At 75.2% G+C, this 19,670-nt stretch carries 20 protein-coding genes; 7 read left to right on the top strand and 13 right to left on the bottom strand.

All coding sequences use genetic code 11. The features are described from left to right. Positions 1–69: 69 nt before the first annotated feature. Complete coding sequence (locus D5H75_RS08645) at positions 70–612, bottom strand: rhodanese-like domain-containing protein (protein ID WP_340137754.1); 543 nt, start codon at positions 610–612, stop codon at positions 70–72. Positions 613–738: 126 nt separating this feature from the next. Between D5H75_RS08645 and D5H75_RS08640 the strand changes: the two genes are divergently transcribed. Next, entirely contained in the window at positions 739–1,713 is a 975-nt protein-coding gene (locus tag D5H75_RS08640; protein WP_202637934.1) for a helix-turn-helix domain-containing protein, read from the top strand. Between the two features lie 87 nt (positions 1,714–1,800). Here D5H75_RS08640 and D5H75_RS08635 read toward each other — a convergent pair whose 3' ends face one another. Beyond that, entirely contained in the window at positions 1,801–2,391 is a 591-nt protein-coding gene (locus tag D5H75_RS08635) for a Maf family protein (protein WP_119925778.1), read from the bottom strand. Then, positions 2,388–3,317, bottom strand: a complete 930-nt coding sequence (locus D5H75_RS08630) for a diacylglycerol/lipid kinase family protein (protein WP_119925777.1) — start codon at positions 3,315–3,317, stop codon at positions 2,388–2,390. The genes D5H75_RS08635 and D5H75_RS08630 overlap by 4 nt, the downstream gene beginning before the upstream one ends. Positions 3,318–3,492: 175 nt before the next feature. On the opposite strand from D5H75_RS08630, the gene D5H75_RS08625 reads away from it, so the two are divergent. Together D5H75_RS08625 and D5H75_RS08615 are read left to right on the top strand one after the other, a co-directional pair. Beyond that, on the top strand, positions 3,493–4,278 hold the full coding sequence (locus D5H75_RS08625; protein ID WP_119925776.1) for an EI24 domain-containing protein: 786 nt from the start codon (positions 3,493–3,495) through the stop codon (positions 4,276–4,278). 563 nt (positions 4,279–4,841) lie between these two features. Continuing rightward, complete coding sequence (locus D5H75_RS08615) at positions 4,842–5,927, top strand: DUF4192 domain-containing protein (RefSeq protein WP_202637933.1); 1,086 nt, start codon at positions 4,842–4,844, stop codon at positions 5,925–5,927. A 1,078-nt stretch (positions 5,928–7,005) separates the two neighbouring features. On the opposite strand, the gene D5H75_RS08610 is transcribed toward D5H75_RS08615, so the two are convergent. Beyond that, positions 7,006–7,356, bottom strand: coding sequence for a hypothetical protein (locus tag D5H75_RS08610; RefSeq protein ID WP_119925775.1), 351 nt, complete (start codon positions 7,354–7,356; stop codon positions 7,006–7,008). Positions 7,357–7,504: 148 nt separating this feature from the next. Here D5H75_RS08610 and D5H75_RS08605 point away from each other — a divergent pair, with 148 nt between their 5' ends. Together D5H75_RS08605 and D5H75_RS08600 are read left to right on the top strand one after the other, a co-directional pair. Further along, a complete protein-coding gene (locus D5H75_RS08605) occupies positions 7,505–8,116 on the top strand; it encodes a DUF1707 and DUF4870 domain-containing protein (RefSeq protein WP_242454069.1) in 612 nt (203 codons plus the stop codon). Between the two features lie 183 nt (positions 8,117–8,299). Next, positions 8,300–8,542: a hypothetical protein gene (locus D5H75_RS08600; protein WP_119925773.1), complete on the top strand. Its 243-nt coding sequence runs from the start codon at positions 8,300–8,302 to the stop codon at positions 8,540–8,542. Between the two features lie 98 nt (positions 8,543–8,640). On the opposite strand, the gene D5H75_RS44005 is transcribed toward D5H75_RS08600, so the two are convergent. After that, entirely contained in the window at positions 8,641–9,324 is a 684-nt protein-coding gene (locus tag D5H75_RS44005) for a septal ring lytic transglycosylase RlpA family protein (RefSeq protein ID WP_277949922.1), read from the bottom strand. Positions 9,325–9,611: 287 nt separating this feature from the next. Between D5H75_RS44005 and D5H75_RS08590 the strand changes: the two genes are divergently transcribed. Continuing rightward, complete coding sequence (locus D5H75_RS08590; protein WP_119925772.1) at positions 9,612–10,556, top strand: peptidoglycan recognition protein family protein; 945 nt, start codon at positions 9,612–9,614, stop codon at positions 10,554–10,556. Positions 10,557–10,748: 192 nt separating this feature from the next. Here D5H75_RS08590 and D5H75_RS08585 read toward each other — a convergent pair whose 3' ends face one another. Together D5H75_RS08585 and D5H75_RS08575 are read right to left on the bottom strand one after the other, a co-directional pair. Continuing rightward, positions 10,749–12,278: an ATP-dependent DNA ligase gene (locus D5H75_RS08585; protein ID WP_119925771.1), complete on the bottom strand. Its 1,530-nt coding sequence runs from the start codon at positions 12,276–12,278 to the stop codon at positions 10,749–10,751. Between the two features lie 519 nt (positions 12,279–12,797). Then, complete coding sequence (locus D5H75_RS08575; protein ID WP_119925769.1) at positions 12,798–13,172, bottom strand: FKBP-type peptidyl-prolyl cis-trans isomerase; 375 nt, start codon at positions 13,170–13,172, stop codon at positions 12,798–12,800. A gap of 250 nt (positions 13,173–13,422) precedes the next feature. Between D5H75_RS08575 and D5H75_RS08570 the strand changes: the two genes are divergently transcribed. Then, a complete protein-coding gene (locus D5H75_RS08570) occupies positions 13,423–14,199 on the top strand; it encodes an SDR family NAD(P)-dependent oxidoreductase (RefSeq protein WP_242454068.1) in 777 nt (258 codons plus the stop codon). 9 nt (positions 14,200–14,208) lie between these two features. On the opposite strand, the gene D5H75_RS08565 is transcribed toward D5H75_RS08570, so the two are convergent. The 6 genes from D5H75_RS08565 to D5H75_RS08540 form a co-directional block, all read right to left on the bottom strand. Continuing rightward, on the bottom strand, positions 14,209–14,415 hold the full coding sequence (locus D5H75_RS08565) for a hypothetical protein (RefSeq protein WP_147425092.1): 207 nt from the start codon (positions 14,413–14,415) through the stop codon (positions 14,209–14,211). Positions 14,416–14,511: 96 nt separating this feature from the next. Then, positions 14,512–15,261, bottom strand: coding sequence for a tyrosine-protein phosphatase (locus D5H75_RS08560; protein ID WP_119925767.1), 750 nt, complete (start codon positions 15,259–15,261; stop codon positions 14,512–14,514). A 151-nt stretch (positions 15,262–15,412) separates the two neighbouring features. Further along, positions 15,413–16,162 carry a hypothetical protein gene (locus D5H75_RS08555; protein WP_119925766.1) on the bottom strand — a complete coding sequence of 250 codons (750 nt, stop codon included), beginning with the start codon at positions 16,160–16,162 and terminating at the stop codon, positions 15,413–15,415. Between the two features lie 156 nt (positions 16,163–16,318). Further along, positions 16,319–16,975, bottom strand: coding sequence for a YflT domain-containing protein (locus tag D5H75_RS08550; protein ID WP_147425091.1), 657 nt, complete (start codon positions 16,973–16,975; stop codon positions 16,319–16,321). Between the two features lie 201 nt (positions 16,976–17,176). Then, positions 17,177–18,199: an aminotransferase class V-fold PLP-dependent enzyme gene (locus D5H75_RS08545; RefSeq protein WP_119925764.1), complete on the bottom strand. Its 1,023-nt coding sequence runs from the start codon at positions 18,197–18,199 to the stop codon at positions 17,177–17,179. After that, positions 18,199–19,638: a GuaB1 family IMP dehydrogenase-related protein gene (locus tag D5H75_RS08540; RefSeq protein WP_119925763.1), complete on the bottom strand. Its 1,440-nt coding sequence runs from the start codon at positions 19,636–19,638 to the stop codon at positions 18,199–18,201. The genes D5H75_RS08545 and D5H75_RS08540 overlap by 1 nt, the downstream gene beginning before the upstream one ends. Positions 19,639–19,670 lie beyond the last annotated feature (32 nt).

Genomic DNA, 19,670 nt, shown 5'->3' with positions numbered 1-19,670 from the left:
CGGTGCCCCCGGCCCCCGCGCGGGGCGCGTCCCCGGGCGGGCGCCGCCGTACGGGGGCACGCCCGGCGGTCAGCAGGCGCAGGAGATGCCGTCGGCCGGAGCGGTGAGGGGGTCGACGGGGTTGGTCCGGAGGCCGGAGGAGGTCTCGGTGGGGAAGCCCTCGCGGACCCAGTACTCGTAGCCGCCGATCATCTCCTTGACCCGGTAGCCGAGGCGGGCGAACTCCAGCGCGGCGCGGGTGGCGCCGTTGCAGCCGGGGCCCCAGCAGTAGGTCACGACCGTCGCGTCCGGGTCGATCAGGTCCCGGGCGCGCTCGGCGATCTGGGCGGTGGGCAGGTGGATCGCGCCGGGCAGGTGGCCCTGGTCCCAGCCCGCCTGGGCGCGGGAGTCCACCACGACCACGCCGGGGACGCCGGAGACCAGGTCGGCCCGCACGTCGCTGACGTCCGCCTCGTACGCCAGCCGGCCGGTGAAGTGCGCGATCGCGTCGGCGTTGGCGGCGGCGGGGACGCTCAGGACGGCGGAGGCGACGGTGGGTACGGGCGTGACGGCGGCTACGGGCAGGGCGGTGGCGGCGGGCATGGTGGTGGCGGTGGGCATGGTGGCGGACATGTGAGTGCTCCTTCGTGCTTCTGCCGGGGGTTCGCGGGCTCGGCTCCCCGGTGGCACGTCGATGTTCCCGCGCGGCCGCCCGCCCGCGACAGTGGCGTGAACGCCGCGTACCGCTAAGATCTCGCCATGCGCAGGGATCTGCTGTCGGGCGCCACCGTGTCCGTCCTCGCGTTCGACGGGATGGCCCCCTTCGAGCTCGGCGCGGTGGTGGAGGTGTTCGGGCTGCCCCGGCCCGAGCTGGACGTCCCCTGGTACGACCTGCGGGTCTGCGCCGAGACCACGGAGCCGCTGCGGATCGTCGGCGGCTTCACGATGAGCGCCCGGCACGGCCTCGACGTGTTCGCCGCCGCGGACACCGTGATCGTCCCCGGCGTCGCCGACGTGCGCGCGGAGGTCTCCCCGGCGGTGGTCGCGGCGCTGCGGACCGCCCACGCGCGCGGGGCCCGGGTGGTGTCGATCTGCTCGGGCGCGTTCGCGCTGGCGGCGGCCGGGCTGCTGGACGGGCGCGAGGCGACCACGCACTGGAAGTACGCCGGACTGCTGCGGACGCTCCACCCGCGGGTGCGCGTCAACCCCGACGTGCTGTACGTGGACCACGGCGACGTGCTGACCAGCGCGGGGAGCGCGGCCGGGCTCGACCTGTGCCTGCACCTCGTGCGCAAGGACCACGGCGCGAAGATCGCGAACGCGGTGGCGCGGCGGCTGGTGATCCCGCCGCACCGCGAGGGCGGCCAGGCCCAGTTCATCGAGGCCCAGGTCCGCGACATGGGCGAGGAGGACGACGCGATCGCGCGCAGCATGGCGTGGGCGCTGGCGAACCTGGCCGAGCCGATCACCGTCGCCGCGCTGGCGAGGGAGGCGCGCATGGCGCCGCGCACCTACATCCGCCACTTCACCCGGCGCACCGGCACCAGCCCGATCCGCTGGATCATCACCCAGCGGATCAACGCCAGCCTGCCGCTGCTGGAGTCGTCCACGGCCCCGGTCGAGGAGGTGGGCGCGGCGGTCGGCTTCGAGAGCCCCGCGACGTTCCGCCACCACTTCACCCGCGCCGTCCGCACGTCCCCGTCGGCGTACCGCAAGGCCTTCCACCGCGCCTGAGACCCCGTACGCCGGAGGAGCGCGCCGGTCCCGCCCGCGACGCGGGGGGCGGGGGCGGGGAGGCGGGCGGGCCGCCGTACCGGCCGGTCAGGACCGCCAGAGGTCGGTGACGTTCACGCCGACGTCGGCGAACAGGCGGCGGAGCAGCGGGAGCGAGATGCCCAGGACGTTGCCGTGGTCGCCCTCGATGCCGTCCACGAACCAGCCGCCCATGCCGTCGAGCGTGAACGCGCCGGCCACCCAGAGGGGTTCGCCGCGGGCGACGTAGGCGTCGATCTCCTCGTCGGTGGGCGTGCCGAAGCGCACCACGGTCGCGCCGACGGCCTCGGCGCGCGAGCCGGTGGCGGCGTCGATCACGCAGTGGCCGGTGAGCAGGCGGCCCTGGCGGCCGCGCATCGCGCGCCACCGCTCGGCGGCGCGCTCGGGCGTGCCGGGCTTGCCGTACGCGACGCCGTCGAGCTCCAGCACCGAGTCGCACCCGATGACCAGGCCGGACGGCAGCGCGCCGGCCACGACGTCGGCCTTGGCGGCGGCCAGCGTCAGGCACAGCGCCTCGGGCGTCTCGGCGGTGACCGCCTCCTCGTCGACGCCGCTGACGATGACCTTGGGATCGAGCCCCGCGCTCTGGAGCAGGGCGAGGCGGGCGGGGCTGGCGGAGGCCAGGATTACCGGGATCACGTGTCGTCGAACTCCATCGGGACCATGACGCGCAGGGCGTTCGGTGCCAGGGACACGCGGACGGGGGTGCGCAGCCGCACCTCGCCGTCCACGCTGAGGGGGAGCGGGGGGTCGGTCTCCACGGTGATCTCGCTGCCGCTCAGGAAGGCGTGCTCGGCGAGGGTGCGCCGGGGACCGAAGATCACATGCCGCAGGGTCGCGTAGGTGAGCTGGAGGCGGTGGGAGTCGCCCAGGCGGTAGATCGACAGCCTGCGGTTGTCCGGGGTCGCGTCACTGGCGATCTTGAGACCGTGGTGGAACGCCCCGTTGGCGATGTTGAGCTGGTGGGTGTCGAACTCGTGGAGCACGCCGTCCACGGTCATCCGCACGTGGAACGGGTGGTGGCCGGGCAGCGACCGCGCCGCCGTGAGCATGTAGGCCGGGCGGCCGATCACGCGCTTGAGCAGCGGCGGCACCCGCGACGCCACCTCCACCGAGAGGCCGAAGCTGGCCATGTTGGCGAAGATCTCGTCCTCCGCCTGGCCGAGGTCCACGTCGGCGACCTTGCCCTCGCGGAGCACCCGGATCGCGCCGGCCAGGGACATCGGCACGCCCAGGCTGCGGGCGAAGTTGTTGGTGGTGCCCAGCGGCAGCACGCCCATCGCGATGTCGAGGTGGGCCAGCCGGCCCACCGCCGTCGCCAGCGTGCCGTCGCCGCCGCCCACCACGACGAGGTCGGGGGCGAGGTCGAGCGCCTGGCCGATCGCGCGCGGCAGATGCTTGGGCTTGGTCACGGGGAAGGCCCCGAGCAGGGTGAATCCGCGGTCGAGCAGCAGCGCCCGCGCGGCCTCGTAGTTGCGCCCGCCGCGCCGCGACCGGGCGTTGACGATCAGGACGGCCCTGCCGTCCTTGCTGATGGCCTCGCCCAGCTCGGCCTTGCTTCGCATCGAACCTCCCGCGGAAGACGGTAGCCCATGGGGGCGTCAACGGGCACAGCGTGTTCCCGAGCGCGATCAAGCGTGTTCCCGAGCGCGATCACCCGCGGAAGATCAGGGACGGATCAGGGTGAAACGGGGTGCCGCCGGACGGCACGGGCGGGGCCGGGCGTCTAGGCTTTCGCGCATGGTGAAGGCGGTGGGCCGGAAGCGGGGCCTCGGCGGGTTCGTGGAGGGCGCGGGCTGTTTCCTGCGCGGGCTCGGATGGGTCGCGGCGCGGCCGCGCCAGTGGCTGTTCGGGCTGATCCCGGCGTTGATCGCCTTCGTGCTGTACGGCGCGGCGCTGGTGCTCCTGGGGATCTACGCGGGGGACCTGGCCGAGCTGGTCACGCCGTTCGCCGACGGGTGGAGCGCGGGGGTCAGGGACGGGTTCCGCGCCGTCGTCGGGGTGCTGGTGTTCGCGGCGGGGCTGGTGCTGTCGGTCTTCACGTTCACGGCCGTGACGCTGCTCATCGGGGACCCGTTCTACGAGAAGCTGTCCGAGCGGGTGGAGGACTCGCTCGGCGGAGCGCCGCGGGCTCCCGACGTGCCGCTCTGGCGGGAGATCGCGCGGTCGGCGCGGGACAGCCTGGTCACCCTGGTCTACGTGGTGCTGTTCACGATCCCGCTGTTCGTGCTGGGGTTCGTGCCGGTCGTCGGGCAGACCGTCACGCCCGTGCTGGGCGCGCTGGTGTCCGGGTTCTTCCTGGCGGTGGAGCTGACCTCGCTCCCGCTGGTACGGCGGGGCCTGCGGCGGCGTGAGCGGTTCGCGCTCCTGCGCCGGAACCTGTCCGCCACGCTCGGCTTCGGCACGCTGGTGTTCCTGGTGTTCCTGATCCCGCTGGCGGCCGTGATCGCCATGCCGGGGGCGGTCGCGGGCGCGGCCATGCTGACCCGGGCCCGGACGACGGACCTTGCGGCCCCGACGGCGTAGACGGTCCTGAGGGCGGGTTTTCCACAGGACGAAGCGGGGCGAAACGCTCCGTCCACAGGCGGGCGGCAACCGCCTCGGGGGACCGTCTCGGTGGGGCAGGCTCTCGTGGCATGAGTCACGAGACCGCCGGTGCGCCCGGCCTTCCCGACCCCCTCGCCACGCCGTCCGCGCCCGCCGCTCCGCGGGAGCCCGGCGACGCCGTCCATGAGCCCATGGAGGCTCCCGCTCCTCCGCCCGGCCCCGGCGCGGCCGGGGATCCGCGGCCTCCCGGCCCGATCGGGGGCCCGGGAGTCACGCCGCCTCCCGCGCTCCCGCTCGGCCCCGGCGCGGCCGGGGATCCGAAGCCTCCGGGGCCGGTCGGGGGTCCCGAGCCGCCTCCGCCTCCGCCTCCCGCGCCTGGCGCCGATTCCGGTCCGGGGGCCGGTTCCGGTCCTGCCGCGGTTCGTGGTCCTGGGGCGGTTCGTGGTCCTGGGGCGGTTCGTGGTCCTGGGGCGGTTCGTGGTTCCGCGGGCGTTCCCGGTGCCGAGGTCTCGGACGCGGATCCGGGCGAGGGCGGGGAGCCGGTGTTCGGGGAGCGGATGGTGCTGGGGTCGCCGGCCGACGTGCTGGCGGCGATCCCCTACCTGGTGGGGTTCCACCCGGAGGAGAGCCTGGTGCTCGTCGCGATGGACGGCTGCGGCCCCGGGCGGCGGCTGGTCCTGACCGTGCGGACCGACCTGCCGCTCCAGGACGGGTGGGACCGCCGCCTGCTCCCGGTGCTGGAGCGCGAGGGCGTCGAGCACGTCATCCTCGCCGGATACGGCCCGGAGGCGCTGGTCACCCCCGCGACGCACACGGTCATCCGCCGCCTCGGCGAGGCCGGGGTCGGCGTCAGGGAGGCGCTGCGCGCGCAGGACGGCCGCTACTGGTCCTACATGTGCCGGTCGGCCTCCTGCTGCCCGCCCGAGGGCAGCGCCTACGACGTCGCGTCCAGCCGCGTCGCCGCGCAGGCCACGGTCGCGGGCCTGGTCGCCCTCCCGGACCGCGCGGCGCTGGCCCGCACGGTGGCCCCCGCCGAGGGGCTGACCCGCGCGTCCATGCGCGAGGCCACCGCCCGCGAGATCGCCGCGTTCCGGACCGCGCTGGCGGAGGCGGCCGATCCGGCGGACTTCACGGCGGCGTTCGTGGCGGAGGGGCTGGCGGCCGTGCGCGACGCGATCGCCAGGGCCGAGGCCGGGGACAGGCTCGCCGACGACGAGGCCGCCCGCCTGGGCCTGCACCTGGCGGTCATGCGCGTCCGCGACGAGGCCTGGCTCCTGACCGACGCGGCCGAGCACGCCACCCACGCCACCCTCTGGTCCGACCTCACCCACCGCCTGGAGGCCCCCTTCGTGCCCCCGGCCGCGTCCCTCCTGGCCATCGCCTCCTGGCAACGGGGAGCCTGCACCCTGGCCGCCACGGCGGTGGACCGGGCCCTGAGCATCAACCCCCGCTACATGCTGGCCCGCCTCCTCATGCACGGCCTCCAGGCCTGCCTTCCCCCGGCCGTGGTGACCGCCCCCATGACCACGACCGCCCTCAACGCCACCATGGGCTCTCCCCACCCCACGTGGCTGACCCCCCTCCTCTCCCTCCTGCCACCCCCCGAAGCCCCCCGCCTCGCCGGCTGACCCGGCGAGGCGGCCCCCGGCCCCGGCACGGCCCACGCCGCCCACCCCCACCGCCGCCCGACCCCGCACGCCCGAACGCCGAAAGACGCGCACCCGAAGGCCGGACGGCCCGGAGCGGCCAGAGCGGCGACCCGCTGGTGTCCGCGGGCGTCCTCCGGGCGTGCAGGGAGCTCCCGGGGACGCGTCCGGGAACGCCGGGGAGGGGTATCCGCAGGCGCGGACGAACCTGGGGGTGGGGCGGCGACCCGCTGATGTCCGGGGGTGGCTCCCGGCGTTCTGAGGGCTTCCGGAACACCGCCGGGACGCGAGGAGACGCACCTTCACAGGGGCGGACGGCCTGGGCGGTCGGTGCCACGAGTCGCGGATGTTCGTGAGGCGGCCCCTGGGGTGTCCAGAAGAGCCGCCAAGACGTCCCCGGGACGCGAGGAGGTGGATATCCGCAGGGGGCGCCGCTGAGCGGCCGGGCCGCGACCCGAGGGTGTTCGGGTGTTCGCGGGTGCCGTGAGATGGGCATGCGCAGGGGCCGATGGGCCTGGGCGGTCGGTGCCACGAGTCGAGGGCGTGCGCGGGCGGCCTCCGGGGGTGTTCAGAAGGGCTCTGAGACGCGCCCGGGACTCCCCGGGGAGGCGGAGCGAGGGCGTCGCAGGCGCGCTCGGGTGCCGTGCGCGTCGGCGACTGGAGGCGGCCGCGTTCCGGCGTGCGTCAGGCGGCCTGTGGCCCTGGCCCTCTGGCGCCGCCCTGACCTGCCGGCTCCGCCCCGCCCCTGCGCGTCGGCCCCTGGCGACCGTGCGCGGATGGGATCCGGCCTGGCTGTGGGACTCCGCCGGGCCCCGTGCCGCCGGCGAGGGAGGCACGTGCTCCTCGTGCGAATGATCGTGAAGGGAGGGAAGAACAGGGGGCTCATCCGGGCATGGCCGCGCGTCCATTCCGGAGGCACGGGATGACGCCTGCCGGTCCGGCCGTCAGTCCCGCCCCGCGTGCCCTGGTCGAGTGGGCGCGCGGCGAAGGCCGGCGCCGGCGGGGCGGGCCGGGGCGCGGGTGTGCGCGGGTGGTTTCGGGGCCGGGGAGGAGTGTGGGGTTACAGGCTCTGGCCCTGGCCCTGGGCGCGGCGGCGTTCGTTGTAGGCGCGCATGCGGGCGGGGTAGCCGGTGAGCTGGACGTCGTAGACGGGGAGGGCCAGGTCGCGGGCCACCTTGTGGATCACGGCGGGAGCCCCCACGCGGCGGCGCGTCCACTCGCCGTCGTGCGCCACGGCCACCGCGGTCGTGTCGGTGGCGAATGTCTCGGGTTCCACGTAGAACTCGACGCCCCGGCGCGAGCGCGCGAACTCGATCAGCGCCTCGATGTCGGCGTTGTTGGCCTCGCGGTCGAATTTCGCGATCTTCTGGCCGCGCCATCGCCTGAGGCCGTACCTATCCCGCCATCCCATGCTCCCTGTATACATCCTTGACGCACCGTTTGAGCGGGGTTGGTTCCCCGCGAGTGAGAAGATCAGGGGTGCGGGCCGGAGTTCAGGGTCGGCTCAGGGGAAATCCGGATGGCCGCGTTTCCCCCGTCCGACAAATATGGTGGTTATGGTGACGACAGCGAACCCCCACCAGCCCTCGGGCAACGAGCCCCGCCCCTGGCACGGGCCGGTGCCGCCGGAGCAGGCTCACCTGCGGGTGACGCACGCCCATCGTGATCAGGTGGTCGATCACCTGCAGGCGGCGTTCGCCCAGGGCCGCCTGGACAAGGACGAGTTCGACGAGCGCGTGGACCTGGCCATGAACGCCAAGACGCACGCCGACCTCGCGCCGCTCCTGCACGACCTGCTCCCGGCGGTGCCGCAGCAGCCGCGTTTCCGGCCGCACCCGTCCGGGCCGCGCCCGCTGCCCCGCGACGGCGCCGACCGGCTCGGCGCGGCGGCGGCCCACGGCCTCGGCCTGTTCCTGCTCCCCGTGGGCCCGCTCATCATGCTGGCGACCATGGGCAGGCAGTCCCTCTACGTCCGCCACCACGCGATCGAGGCCCTCAACTTCCAGCTCACCGTCCTGCTGAGCTCGATCGTGCTGCTGCTCACCGTGGTCGGCGCGCTGCTCGTGCCCCTGATCTGGGCCGCCTGGTTCGTCCTCACGGTGGTGGGTGGCCTGGCCGCCCTGGGCGAGGGCAACTTCCGCTACCCGCTCACGTTCCGCATGGTGAAGTGACCCGCCGGGCCGCGCAGGCCGCCTGAACGTCCCGCGCGGGGCGGCCCCGGGACGAGGGGCCGGGGAGGCCGGCGGAGGCGCGGCCGCCGGTCACCCGTGCGGTGAAGGGGATGCCGGCGGAGCGCGACCGGGGGTCGCCCGTGCCGGTTGACGGGGGCGGGACCCCGCCGGAGGCTTGATCGCATGGGCGCGCTGGACGACCTGATCGCCGAGGTGGAGAGGCACTGCGCCGGGCGCGACTGGGCCGAGCGCCTGACGGTCGCCCGCGAGATCGAGTCGCGCGTGCGGCCCTGGGGCGGCGGGCTGCTGGCGCATTACGTGAACCGGGCCCGCCGGGACGCCCGGAGCTGGGCCGAGATCGGGGCCGCCCTCGGAATCCCGCCGGCGGTGGCGCGCAGCCGCCACACCCCGCCCCCTCCCGCGTGACGCCGCCCCGCCGGGTCCCTGGGAACGGGATCCGGCGGGGCGGGCGCGCCGCGGGCGGCCCGCCGTACCGGATGGGCGCGACGGGCGGGCTCGGCGGGTCAGGAGCGGGCGAGGACCTCGTACTTGACGGGCATCACGCCGGCCCCCGGGTCGCCGATCTTGGTGAAGGCGGCGCGGGAGAGGTCGAGGCAGCGGCCGGAGATGAAGGGACCCCGGTCGTTGATGCGGACCACGACGGACTTGCCGTTGCTCGGGTTGGTGACCCGGACGCGGGAGTTGAACGGCAGCGTCTTGTGCGCGGCGGTGAGCGCGCTCGGATTGAACCGCTCGCCGTTCGCCGTCATCTGGCCCTCCCAGTAGAAGGACGCCTGGCACGAGCCGCTGGACAGCACGCGCGTGGTCTTCTTCTTCTTGGGCTTGACGACGGCCTTGGGCTTCGGAGCGGCCTTGGGCTCGGTCTTCGGCTCGGCGGTGGCCGAGGGCGAGGGCGCCGCGGTGGGCGTGGCGCTCGGGGCGGCGGCCGGGCCCGCGGTCGCGGCGGGAGTCGCCGAGGGGGTCGCGGCGGGGCTCGCGGAGGGGGAGGCGGCGGGAGTCGGGGCACTCGTGGCGCCGGCGTCCGCGTGCGCGGAGGGCGGCGGGTTCTCGCCGGGTGAGGCGAGGGCGATTCCGGTCGCGGTGCCCGCGGCCACGACGCCGGCGGCGCCGATGGCGATCAGGGCGCGTGCCGAGAGGGCGCGCTTCCGGAGACGAGTGGAGGACGTTTTCGTTTCATGCCGGCCCAAGGGTCTTCCTTTGGATCGGGGACAGGGACCGCCGGACCTGTCGAACGTCCGGCTCGCGCGATCAATACCGGACAAATCCGGCAAGTGCGCGGAACGTCCTAGAAACTAGGACATCAACCGCTGGTAAAGGCAACTCCAAGCGGTGTTCTGTGTGATTTATCACTCTGAGTGATGGATTTGATCACCGGTCCCGACCGAGACTACGCCGCTGATCTTTGTGATTTGCCGAAAACTTGGGGAAAGTGCTCTAGCCTCGACCACCTGTGATACCGGAGAGGAGGTTACGCATGGCGGACATCCGGCTGGTCAAGAGAGTTCAATGGGGTGCGAACCCGACGCAGACCCCCGCCTCCCGCGACATCGACCCGTCCCGCGGCGGCGTGACCGTCCACTACGAGGGCACCCGGCTCGGCGACTATCCGCATTCCCGCTGCGACGACCTCGTGCGCGGCATCCAGCGCTTCCACATCGACGGCCGGGGCTGGGCGGACATCGCCTACAGCGCCTGCGTCTGCCGGCACGGCCACACCTACGAGGGCCGGTGGCTGAACCACCGGACCGCCGCCAACGGCACCACCCCGGCGAACGACTCCTGGTACGCCGTCTGCGCGCTCGTCGGCCCCGGCGACACCCTGACCGACGAGCTGCTGCACGGCATCCGCGCCACCGTCGAGTACTTCTGGGAGCGCGGCGCGCGCCGCCGCGTCAACGGGCACCGCGACCACTTCAGCACCGACTGCCCCGGCGACGCCCTGTACTCCTGGGTCCGCCGCGGGATGCCGGTCGCGCCGGTCTCGCCGCCCGACCCGGACCCGGTCAGGCGCCTGTGCGTGCTGGGCACCCCCTCGTCCGAGCTCCAGCCGGTCGCCGCCGGCGCCACCGAGTCCGTCGAGTACCGCGTCGAGCACCTCGACCCCGACGGCATGCACTCCGCGAACGGCTCCTCGATCCGCCCCAAGACCCCCGGCGACTACAGCATCTGGGCCCGCGTCACCCTCGACGGCCTGCGGCGCGGCGACCGCGTCCGGCTCCGCTTCAGCCGCCACGACACCGCCGGCGGCTTCATCGAGGAGCTCCACGGCGAGGAGCGCGTCGGCCACGGCGCCACCCTCCACACGGGCCTGCACACCATCGACCGGATCCCCGCCGACCGCATGATCCGCTTCCAGATCGTCAACCCCAACCCCTACGAGGTCACCGTCCGGGAGAGCCAGTTCCGCCTGGCCCGCTGACCCGTCCCGTACGGCCGCGCGGCGCGCACGCCGCACACCTCGGCGGCAGGGCCGCACAGGGGCAGAGGGTGTACGGCCTCGCGCCCGCCCCGGCGTCGCGGGGCGTGGCCGGCCCCCCGGCGTCGCGCGGCGTGGCCGGCCCGCCCCGCCGTACGCCCGGGGCGCGGACGGCGGCCGGCGCCCGGGACGGGGTCAGAAGCCGGCGATGTCGCGGACGGTCTGGACGGTGTCGGCGTCCTGGGGGCGTTTGTCGGGCCGGTAGCGGACGACGCGGGCGAAGCGGAGCGCCATGCCGCCGGGGTAGCGGGGGCTCCGCTGGACCCCGTCGAAGGCGATCTCCACGACCAGCTCGGGCCGGACCGGGACGACGTACTGGTCCGCGGGGCCGGTGGCCAGCTCCAGCAGCCGCTCGGTCTGCCAGGCCAGCAGCTTGTCCGTCATGCCCTTGAAGGTCTTGCCGAGCATGACGTAGCCGCCGGTCTCGGGGTCGAGCGCGCCCAGGTGGAGGTTGGACAGCCAGCCGCGGCGGCGGCCGTTGCCCCACTCGGCCGCGAGCACGACCAGGTCGAGGGTGTGCCGCGGCTTCACCTTGACCCAGCCCGCGCCCCTGCGGCCGGCGGCGTAGACGGCGTCAGGGGACTTGACCAGCACGCCCTCGTGGCCCCTGGCGACCGCCGCGGCGAAGAACTCCTCCACCTCCCCGGCGTCGGACGTGGTCACGCGCGGCGTGAGCAGGCCGGACGGCACGGCCTTGGCCAGGGCGTCCTGGCGGGCGGTGTAGGGCAGGTCGAGGAGGTCCTGGCCGTCGAGGTGCAGCGCGTCGAAGAAGAACACGCTCAGCGGGGTCGCCTCCCGCAGCCGGGCGACGTCGGTGCGGCTGCCCACGCGGCTCGCGGTGACCTGGAACGGCTCGGGCCGCCCGTCGGGGCGCAGCGCGATCACCTCGCCGTCGAGCACCGCCGTGGTGACGGGGAGCGCGAGCACGGCCTCGACCAGCTCGGGAACCCGGGAGGTGATCTCGTCGAGGGTGCGCGTGAAGACGGTGACCTCGCTCCCGGCGCGGTGCACCTGGACGCGGACCCCGTCGAGCTTCCACTCCACGGCCGCGGGGACGCCGGTCTTCTCCAGCGCGGCGGCCACCGTGTCCGCGCTCTGCGCCAGCATCGGCTGGAGCGGGCGCCCCACCTCCAGGCGGAACCCGCGCAGCCCCTCGGCCCCCTCGGCGAGCGCGGTCGCGCCGACGGCGGGCAGCGACCCGCGCAGCATCAGCGCGCGGCGCACCTCGGCCGCGGGAACCCCGGCGGCCCTGGCGATCGCGTCGGTCATCACGCCGTCGAGCGCGCCCTGCCGCAGCTCCCCGGTCAGCAGCCGCACGAGGAACCGCTGCTCGGGCTCGGTCGCGGCGGCGAACAGGCCGTTCACCAGCCCCCGGCGCGCGGCCTGGGACCCGGTGCCGCTCTGCGCCTTGATCCGGTCGAACACCTCGTCCACGTGGGCGAGCGTGAGACTCGGCACGGCGGCGGGCGGCGGCAGCTCGCGCAGACCGCGCCAGCCCACGCCGATCTGCCGCTGCGGCAGCTCTCCCGAGAGGTAGGCGATCGCGACCGCCACCTCGCCGGGCTCCGCCCGCCCCAGCGCCTCCGCCAGGTGCGCGACCTTGCTCAACCGCCCGGAGTCCCCGGCCACCGCCTCCGAGGTCCGCGCCACCTCAACCAGCAACACGCGACCAACGTACCCCCCGCCCCCGACATATCCCCCGGCCCGGCCCCCGCGTTCCACCGGGGCCGGATCACCCGGTACGGCTCACGCGCCCGGTCCGTCCGCGGGCCGGCGGCGACGGCCCCGCCGGCGCCGCCCGAGCCGGTCTCCGGAGGGCGGTGCCTCACCGGACGCGGCGCGAGCCGGACGCCCGCCGTACGCGCGCAGGCCGGGCGGTACCCGCCGCCCGGTCCGTCCGCGCCGCCCGGTCCGTCCGCGCCGCCCGGTCCGTCCGCGCCGCCCGGGCCGTCTCCGCCGCCCGGGCCGTACGGGCGGCGGAGCCGTACGGGCGTCGGGCGACGGCCGTACACAGAGGAGGGGGCGCAGGCCGCGCAAAAAAGATCGAGTGCTGCGAGGCGCGCGCGAGGGCACGCCCGGAAAGGGCGTTCTCGCGAGCGTCTCTCAGCACTCGATCGTCCTCCTGGCGGGGCGGGGCCCCGCGCGGGAGTGGGACGGCCCGCCGTGCGGCGGGGCCTCCAGGGATCAGCCGACCCCGAGGAGGTCCACCACGAAGATCAGCGTCTCGCCCGGCTTGATGGCCCGGCCGGCACCGCGGTTGCCGTAGCCCAGGTGCGGCGGGATCGTGAGCCGGCGGCGGCCGCCGACCTTCATGCCCGCCACGCCGAGGTCCCAGCCCTGGATCACGCGACCCGCGCCCAGCGGGAACGTGAAAGGCTCGCCACGGTTCCAGGAGGCGTCGAACTCCTCGCCCGTGGAGAAGGCGACCCCGACGTAGTGAACCGTGACCGGGTGCCCCGGTGTGGCCTCCTCGCCCGACCCCACGGTGATGTCAACGATCTCCAGGTCGGCGGGCGGTGCCCCCTCCGGGAAGTCGATCTCCGGCTTCTCCAGCGCCACGTGCAAACTCCTCATCGCAGGCGGCAGCGGGATGCTGCCGCTCGCCTGACTCTACGGGGTGCGGCGGCGCGGAATGACGCCAGGGGAGCACTACCGGCGAAACCGTTACCGGTTCCGGCCGGTGATCGCGCCTCCGGCGGGGTGGCGCGTGGCGGTCCGCGGAATCGGCCGGGGGGAGACGGCCCCGGATGATCTATCCTCCGTTGGGACGCGCCCGGCCGGCGGGTGGGGCGCCCCTGGAGGTGATCGCGTGGCCGTCGCGGAGCGTGAACCGCTGGGGCCGGGGTCGCTGTCGCTGGCGGACCGGCTCGTCGTGGTCACCGGCGCGGCGCGGGGCATCGGCGCCGCGACCGCCGCGCTGTGCGCCCGGCTGGGGGCCCGCCTCGCGCTCTGCGACCGGGACCCCCTGGGCGGGGCCCCGGAGGGGGCGATCACCGCCGTCCTCGACGTGCGCGACGACGACGCGGCACGGGCCTTCGCCGCCCGCCTCGGCCGGGTGGACGTCCTGGTGAACAACGCGGGCGGGACCTTCCCCGCGGACTTCGCCGCCCTGTCCCCGCGCGCCGAGGCCGCTCTGATCGCCGAGAACTTCACGCAGGTCACGGCGATGACCAGGCTCCTGCTCCCGAGGATGCCCCAGGGCGCCTCGATCGTGAACGTCACCTCGATCGAGGCGCACCAGGCGGCCCCCGGCTTCGCGATCTACGCCGCGATGAAGGCCGCGCTGGAGAACCTGACCCGCACCCTCGCCCTCGAACTCGCGCCGCGCGGCGTCCGCGTCAACGCGGTGGCCCCCGACGCCATCCCGACCGAGGGGGAGGAGTCCGTCCGCGAGGCGATGCTCGCGGCGTCCCCCGCCTACGACCCGGCGCGCGTCCCGCCGCTGGGCCGCCTGGGCGTGCCGGAGGACGCGGCCGCCGCCATCGCGTACCTGGCGAGCGACCTGTCCAGGTTCGTCACCGGCACGACGATCCACGTGGACGGCGGGGCGCACGCGGCCGGGGGCTGGCGGCGCGTCCGGACCTGACGGCCGCGGTCACCACCGGCCGAGGCAGTCGAAGGGACGGTCCCGCGCGTCGTCGAGCACGGCCCTGCGCCGGGCCCTCCCGAGCGGCAGGCAGTCCGGGGCCCGGTCCTCGCGCTCCCGGGCCAGGAGCAGGGGGCCGGGTTCGCCCTCCTTGGGCAGCAGGACGCCGAGGAGGTCCCGGAGCAGCTCGTCGCCGAGCCCGCGCCGTCTGGGCATCTCGCGCTCCTTCCGCAGCCGGTGGTCTCCATCGTGCGCCGTCAGGCCCCGGAGCGCCACCGCCGTACGGCGGCGTGCCGGGGCCGGGACGAGGCGTCAGGGCGTGAGCAGCCGGGCCCGGAGGGCCGCCACGTCCGCGTCGGGCAGGCCGGCGTCGCGCAGCCGGGCGGGGACGTCCACCTCCGCGAGGGTGGACAGGAGGGCCTCGGCGGTGCTGGTCCGCTTGCGGGTGAGGATGTCGCGGATGAGCGGGGCGTCGTCGGGGCGGCCCAGGGCGGCGAAGAGCGGGGGGAGGCGGGTGGCGCTGAGCTCGTAGTCGGCGGCGATGTCCGCCGGGGCCACGCCGCACAGGGCCAGCAGGAGCATGGTGACCAGGCCGGTGCGGTCCCGGCCGATCCCGCAGTGGACGAGGACGCCGCCGGGGCGGGCCCCGGCCACGGCGGAGACGGCCCACACGCAGCGCTCGGCCTTGTGGTCGAGGAAGGGCCGGTAGTACAGCGGAGTCCCGTCGAGCTCCTCGTCCCAGAAGCGCTTCCACAGCTCGGTGTCCTCGACGTCGTCGAGCGGAACGTGCACCGTCGTCACGCCGGGCGGCCGGGGGGAGGCGTCGCGGGCGCGCTCGTCGTCGTTGCGCAGGTCCACGATGGTGCGGACGCCGTGCGCCAGCAGCGCGTCCCAGCCGGCGGGCGTCAGCAGGTCGGGGTTGTCCGACCGCACCAGGGCGCCGCGCCGGATCCGCCGCCCGCCCGCGGCGGGGATCCCGCCCAGGTCGCGGACGTTGAAGCAGCCTTCCCAGTCCAGATGCCGCTCCTCGGCGGTCCCGCCGTTCGTCCGGGTCCCGTCCACCGGTCATCGCCTCCCTCAACCGAATCACGCGTACGGATGATCAGACGCGCCCCGGCGCGGTTCCGTTCGCACCGGGACGCGGGAATCGAGATGGAAGGCCGGAAAGGCCGGAAAGGGTCGCAGAAGCCGGGCCGGGCCTGCCGGGGAGGGGTCAGGAGGGGGTGGGCGTGGGGGCCGAGGGCGGGTGGGTGACCGGGCCCGAGGGGGAGGCGGGCGGGCTCTGGGGGAGCGTGGCGTACCAGCCGCCGCGCGCCTTGACGGGGACGTTCAGCTCGACGACGCCCGCGTCGCGGAAGCGCAGCCGCATCCGGATCGAGTCGCCGGACTCCAGCTCTCCCCTGGGCGTCAGGACGGCGAGCGGGACCGGCCCGCCGACGTGGGACCTGGGCGGGACGTCCACGGCGGAGCCGGGCAGGTGGAGCGTGGCCTCGCCGCCGGGCGCGGTCAGCTCGACCAGCCGGTCCGGCCGGTCCCCGGAGTTGATCAGCGCGAAGTGGACCAGGAGCGGCGACCGGAGCGGGCTCACGTCCGGGGACGGGGTGGCCCGGGGGTCCTCGGCCGGGGGCGGGGTCGCCCCGGGGACCCGGGACGGGGCCGACGTGGGGCTGCCCGCCGGGGTCGGCCCGGGGGTGTGCGCCGGCGTCACCGTGGTCTCGGGCCCGGTCGTCGGCCCGGGCGTGGTGGCCACCGGCGGGCCGGGGCTGGGGATCGTGGTGGCCGCCCCCGTCGAGTCCTCCGCGGACAGCAGGACGAACATGTTCTGCACCGCCATCGCGCCGACCGAGGCGTTGGCGCCCTCGTTGCGCGGGACGCGGTCGGGTTCGGTCTGCGAGGCGAGCTGGCAGGCGGAGATCGCGACGGCGAGCGCGCAGAGCCATCCGGGGAGCAACAGACGCCGCATGCATCCATCACAACGCATGGATGCGCGGAGATCCACACCTTCCCCGAGGTATATCCGACTCGTCTCCCCGGCCCCGCGCGCCGTACGGCCCACGCGGGCGGTCCGCGTGAGCCGTACGGCGTGAGCCCGGGCGGGCGGGACCCGGCCGGGACGTGGTCAGGACTCGGGGCGCCTCGGGTCCGCCGAGGGGGCCTGGGCGCTCCGGGCGCCGAGCGCGGAGTCCTCGGCCGGGCGGCCGGGGGCCTCCTCGGGCGTCCGGGGCGGGTTCGCGGCGGCGGCCCGGCCGGCGGACTCGGCGGCGCTGGGGGCTCCCGGCGGGGTGGGCGGGACCCCGCCACCGCCGCCGCGCTGGAGGAGCGCCCGGGCCTGCTCCAGGTGGGAGGCGGCGACCAGCACGTCGTACCGGCCCGCGACCAGGGCGCTGCGCGAGTCGAAGTCGCGGCTGCCGCCGAGGAACGCGTGGCCGCTGAAGCCGAACAGCGCGCCGATGATCGCGCCCCACAGCAGGCCCCAGAAGACGAGGGCGAGCACGCCGTACGTCGAGGTGGTGAACAGGCCCAGGAACAGGCCGATGAAGATGCCGACGATCACACCGCCGACCAGGCCCGCGAGCGTGGCCCGCAACGTGGTCACCCGCCCGGTGACGCGCTCCTCCAGGCGCAGGTCGCAGCCGACGATGGTGACGTGCTCGACCGGGAAGCGGGCGTCGGACAGGGCGTCCACCGCGCGCTGGGCCGATATGTAGTCTCCGTAGCTGACGAGAAGCCGCCGGTCCGCCGCAACGGGCGCGGCGGCGGCACGCGGATCAGTCATTCTCCGCCTCCACAAGGGTCGCTTTCGGTGGCAGAGCCCTACCCGCCAGTCACCACTCCTCACCTTCGCGCCGTTCCCGGGGGTCTTCGCGGGGATCGGCCCCATCCGTCCGAAGACCCCCGGAACGTCTCGCGTGCCCCCGGTTGACGGTGCCCGTCGGGCCGTTGCCCGTCAGGCCCTTGCCCGTCAGGCCCTTGCCCGTCAGGCCGGGCCGGTCAGGGCGGCGAGGGCGAGGTCCACGTCCGCCTCGGTGGAGTAGACGTGGAACGAGGCGCGCACCCGCCCCGCCCGCACGGCGGCGCGCACCCCGGCCGCGCGGAGCCGGTCCGCCGCGCCCGGCACGTCCACCGAGACGATCGCGCTGCCGCCCGGCGGCAGGCCGAGCCCGGCCAGGAACCGGTTCGCCAGGGCCACGTTGTGGTCGCGGATCCGCTCCACCCCGATCTCCAGCAGCAGTTCCATCGCCGGGGCGGCGCCGACGAAGCTGAACCACGCGGGGGAGAGGTCGAACGCGGACGCGTCGCCGTTCAGCCGCAGCGGCGGCCCGTAGTAGGCCCCGCCCCCGGCGTACCAGTTGGCGGCCAGCGGCCGGACCAGCTCGCGCGCCCTCGGCGAGAACGCCGCGAACGCCGCCCCGCGCGGGGCCATCAGCCACTTGTACGCCGAGCAGGCGACCACGTCGAAGCGGGTGGCGTCCAGCGGCAGCCAGCCGACGGCCTGGGTGGCGTCCACGGCGACGAGCGCGCCGTGCGCCCGCGCCGCCGCCAGGATGTCCTCCACCGGCGCGATCTCCCCGGTGGCCGACTGGACCAGGCTGAACGCCACGAGGGACGTGCGGGCGTCCACCGAGTCCGCGAGCCGGTCCAGGGGCACGCAGGAGACCTCGGCGGACGCCATCCACGGGAACAGGTTCGAGGTGAACTCCACCTCCGGCGCGACCACCCGGGCCCCGGGCGGCAGCGACGCCGCCACGAGGCCCATGAAGTACGACGTGGTGGAGGCGACCGCGACGTCCCCGGGCGCGGCCCCGGTGAGCCGGGCGAACGCCGCCCGGCTCCGCCCGGTGGACTCGTCCCACGGGGCCCAGTCGGTGGAGCCGTGGCGCCACTGCGACTGGGCCCGCAGCAGGGCCTCCCACGCCGGGCGCGGGGGGAGGCCGTAACTCGCCGTGTTGAGCCAGCCCGGCTCGGCGTCCCAGAGCTCCTGGGCCTTCCGCAGGTCCACTACCAGCTCGTGGCCAGGGGCATGCCCTCGGCGTAGCCCGAGGTGCTCTGGAGGCCGACGACGGCGCGTTCGTGGAACTCCTCCAGCGACCGCGCGCCGACGTACGTGCACGACGAGCGCAGACCGGCGACGATCGCGTCCACCTGGTCCTCCACGCTCGGCCGCTGCGGGTCGAGGTACATCCGCGAGGTGGAGATGCCCTCCTCGAACAGCGCCTTGCGGGCCCGGTCGAACGGCGAGTCCTCCGCCGTGCGCAGCCGTACGGCCCGCGCGGAGGCCATGCCGTAGTTCTCCTTGTAGAGGCGGCCGTCGGCGGCGGTGTGGATGTCGCCGGGGGACTCGTAGGTGCCGGCGAACCAGGATCCGATCATGACGTTGCCGGCCCCGGCGGCCAGCGCGAGGGCGACGTCGCGCGGGTGGCGCACGCCGCCGTCGGCCCAGACGTGGCGGCCGAGGCGGCGGGCCTCGGCGGCGCACTCCAGCACGGCCGAGAACTGCGGCCGGCCCACGCCGGTCATCATGCGGGTGGTGCACATCGCGCCCGGGCCCACGCCGACCTTGACGATGTCGGCCCCGGCCTCGATCAGGTCCCGGGTGCCGCCGGCGGTGACGACGTTGCCCGCCACGACCGGCACGGCCGGGTCGAGGGCGCGCACGGCCTTCAGCGCGGAGATCATCTTCTCCTGGTGGCCGTGGGCGGTGTCCACGACCAGCAGGTCGGCGCCCGCGTCGAGCAGCGCCTCGGCCTTGGCGGCGACGTCGCCGTTCACGCCCACGGCGGCGGCGACGCGCAGCTTGCCCGCCGCGTCCACGGCCGGGGTGTAGAGGGTGGCGCGCAGCGCGCCGGTGCGCGTGAGGATGCCGACGAGCGCCCCGGCCTCGTCCACGACGGGGGCGAGGCGGTGCCGGCCGTCGTGCAGCCGCTCGAACGCCCGCTGCGGGTCGACCCCCGCGGGCAGGGTCAGCAGCTCGCTCGACATGACCTGGCCGAGCTGGGTGAACCGGTCGACCCCCGAGCAGTCCGCCTCGGTCACCACGCCGACCGGCCGCTGGGCCTCGTCCACCACGATCACGGCGCCGTGGGCGCGCTTGGGCAGCAGCGCCAGCGCGTCGCCGACCGTGTCGTGCGCGGTCAGCGTGAGCGGCGTGTCGTGCACCAGGTCCCGGCGCTTCACCCAGCCGATCACGTCGGCCACCACGTCGATCGGGATGTCCTGGGGGATCACCGCGATCCCGCCGCGCCGCGCGATGGTCTCGGCCATCCGCCGCCCGGCCACCGCCGTCATGTTGGCCACCACCAGCGGAATCGTCGTCCCGCTGCCGTCCACCGTGGACAGGTCCACATCGAGCCGCGAGCCCACGGAGGACCGCGACGGCACCATGAACACGTCGCTGTAGGTCAGGTCGTGATCGGGCCGCATGTCATTGAGAAATCGCACGTTGGACCAGCCTACGTGCAACCGCCCCACCC

The sequence above is a fragment of the Bailinhaonella thermotolerans genome (assembly GCF_003594875.1).
In the GTDB taxonomy this organism is placed as follows: domain Bacteria; phylum Actinomycetota; class Actinomycetes; order Streptosporangiales; family Streptosporangiaceae; genus Bailinhaonella; species Bailinhaonella thermotolerans.
The sequence above is the reverse complement of the archived record's forward strand: the minus strand, read 5'-3'. Positions and strand labels throughout refer to the sequence as shown.

What these genes read in the sequence shown, in the direction of transcription:
- D5H75_RS08645 (WP_340137754.1), bottom strand. Translation starts at nt 612, where the DNA reads ATGTCCGCCACCATGCCCACCGCCACCACCATGCCCGCCGCCACCGCC.
- D5H75_RS08640 (WP_202637934.1), top strand. Translation starts at nt 739, where the DNA reads ATGCGCAGGGATCTGCTGTCGGGCGCCACCGTGTCCGTCCTCGCGTTC.
- D5H75_RS08630 (WP_119925777.1), bottom strand. Translation starts at nt 3,317, where the DNA reads ATGCGAAGCAAGGCCGAGCTGGGCGAGGCCATCAGCAAGGACGGCAGG.
- D5H75_RS08625 (WP_119925776.1), top strand. Translation starts at nt 3,493, where the DNA reads ATGGTGAAGGCGGTGGGCCGGAAGCGGGGCCTCGGCGGGTTCGTGGAG.
- D5H75_RS08610 (WP_119925775.1), bottom strand. Translation starts at nt 7,356, where the DNA reads ATGGGATGGCGGGATAGGTACGGCCTCAGGCGATGGCGCGGCCAGAAG.
- D5H75_RS08600 (WP_119925773.1), top strand. Translation starts at nt 8,300, where the DNA reads ATGGGCGCGCTGGACGACCTGATCGCCGAGGTGGAGAGGCACTGCGCC.
- D5H75_RS08590 (WP_119925772.1), top strand. Translation starts at nt 9,612, where the DNA reads ATGGCGGACATCCGGCTGGTCAAGAGAGTTCAATGGGGTGCGAACCCG.
- D5H75_RS08565 (WP_147425092.1), bottom strand. Translation starts at nt 14,415, where the DNA reads ATGCCCAGACGGCGCGGGCTCGGCGACGAGCTGCTCCGGGACCTCCTC.
- D5H75_RS08555 (WP_119925766.1), bottom strand. Translation starts at nt 16,162, where the DNA reads ATGCGGCGTCTGTTGCTCCCCGGATGGCTCTGCGCGCTCGCCGTCGCG.
- D5H75_RS08550 (WP_147425091.1), bottom strand. Translation starts at nt 16,975, where the DNA reads ATGACTGATCCGCGTGCCGCCGCCGCGCCCGTTGCGGCGGACCGGCGG.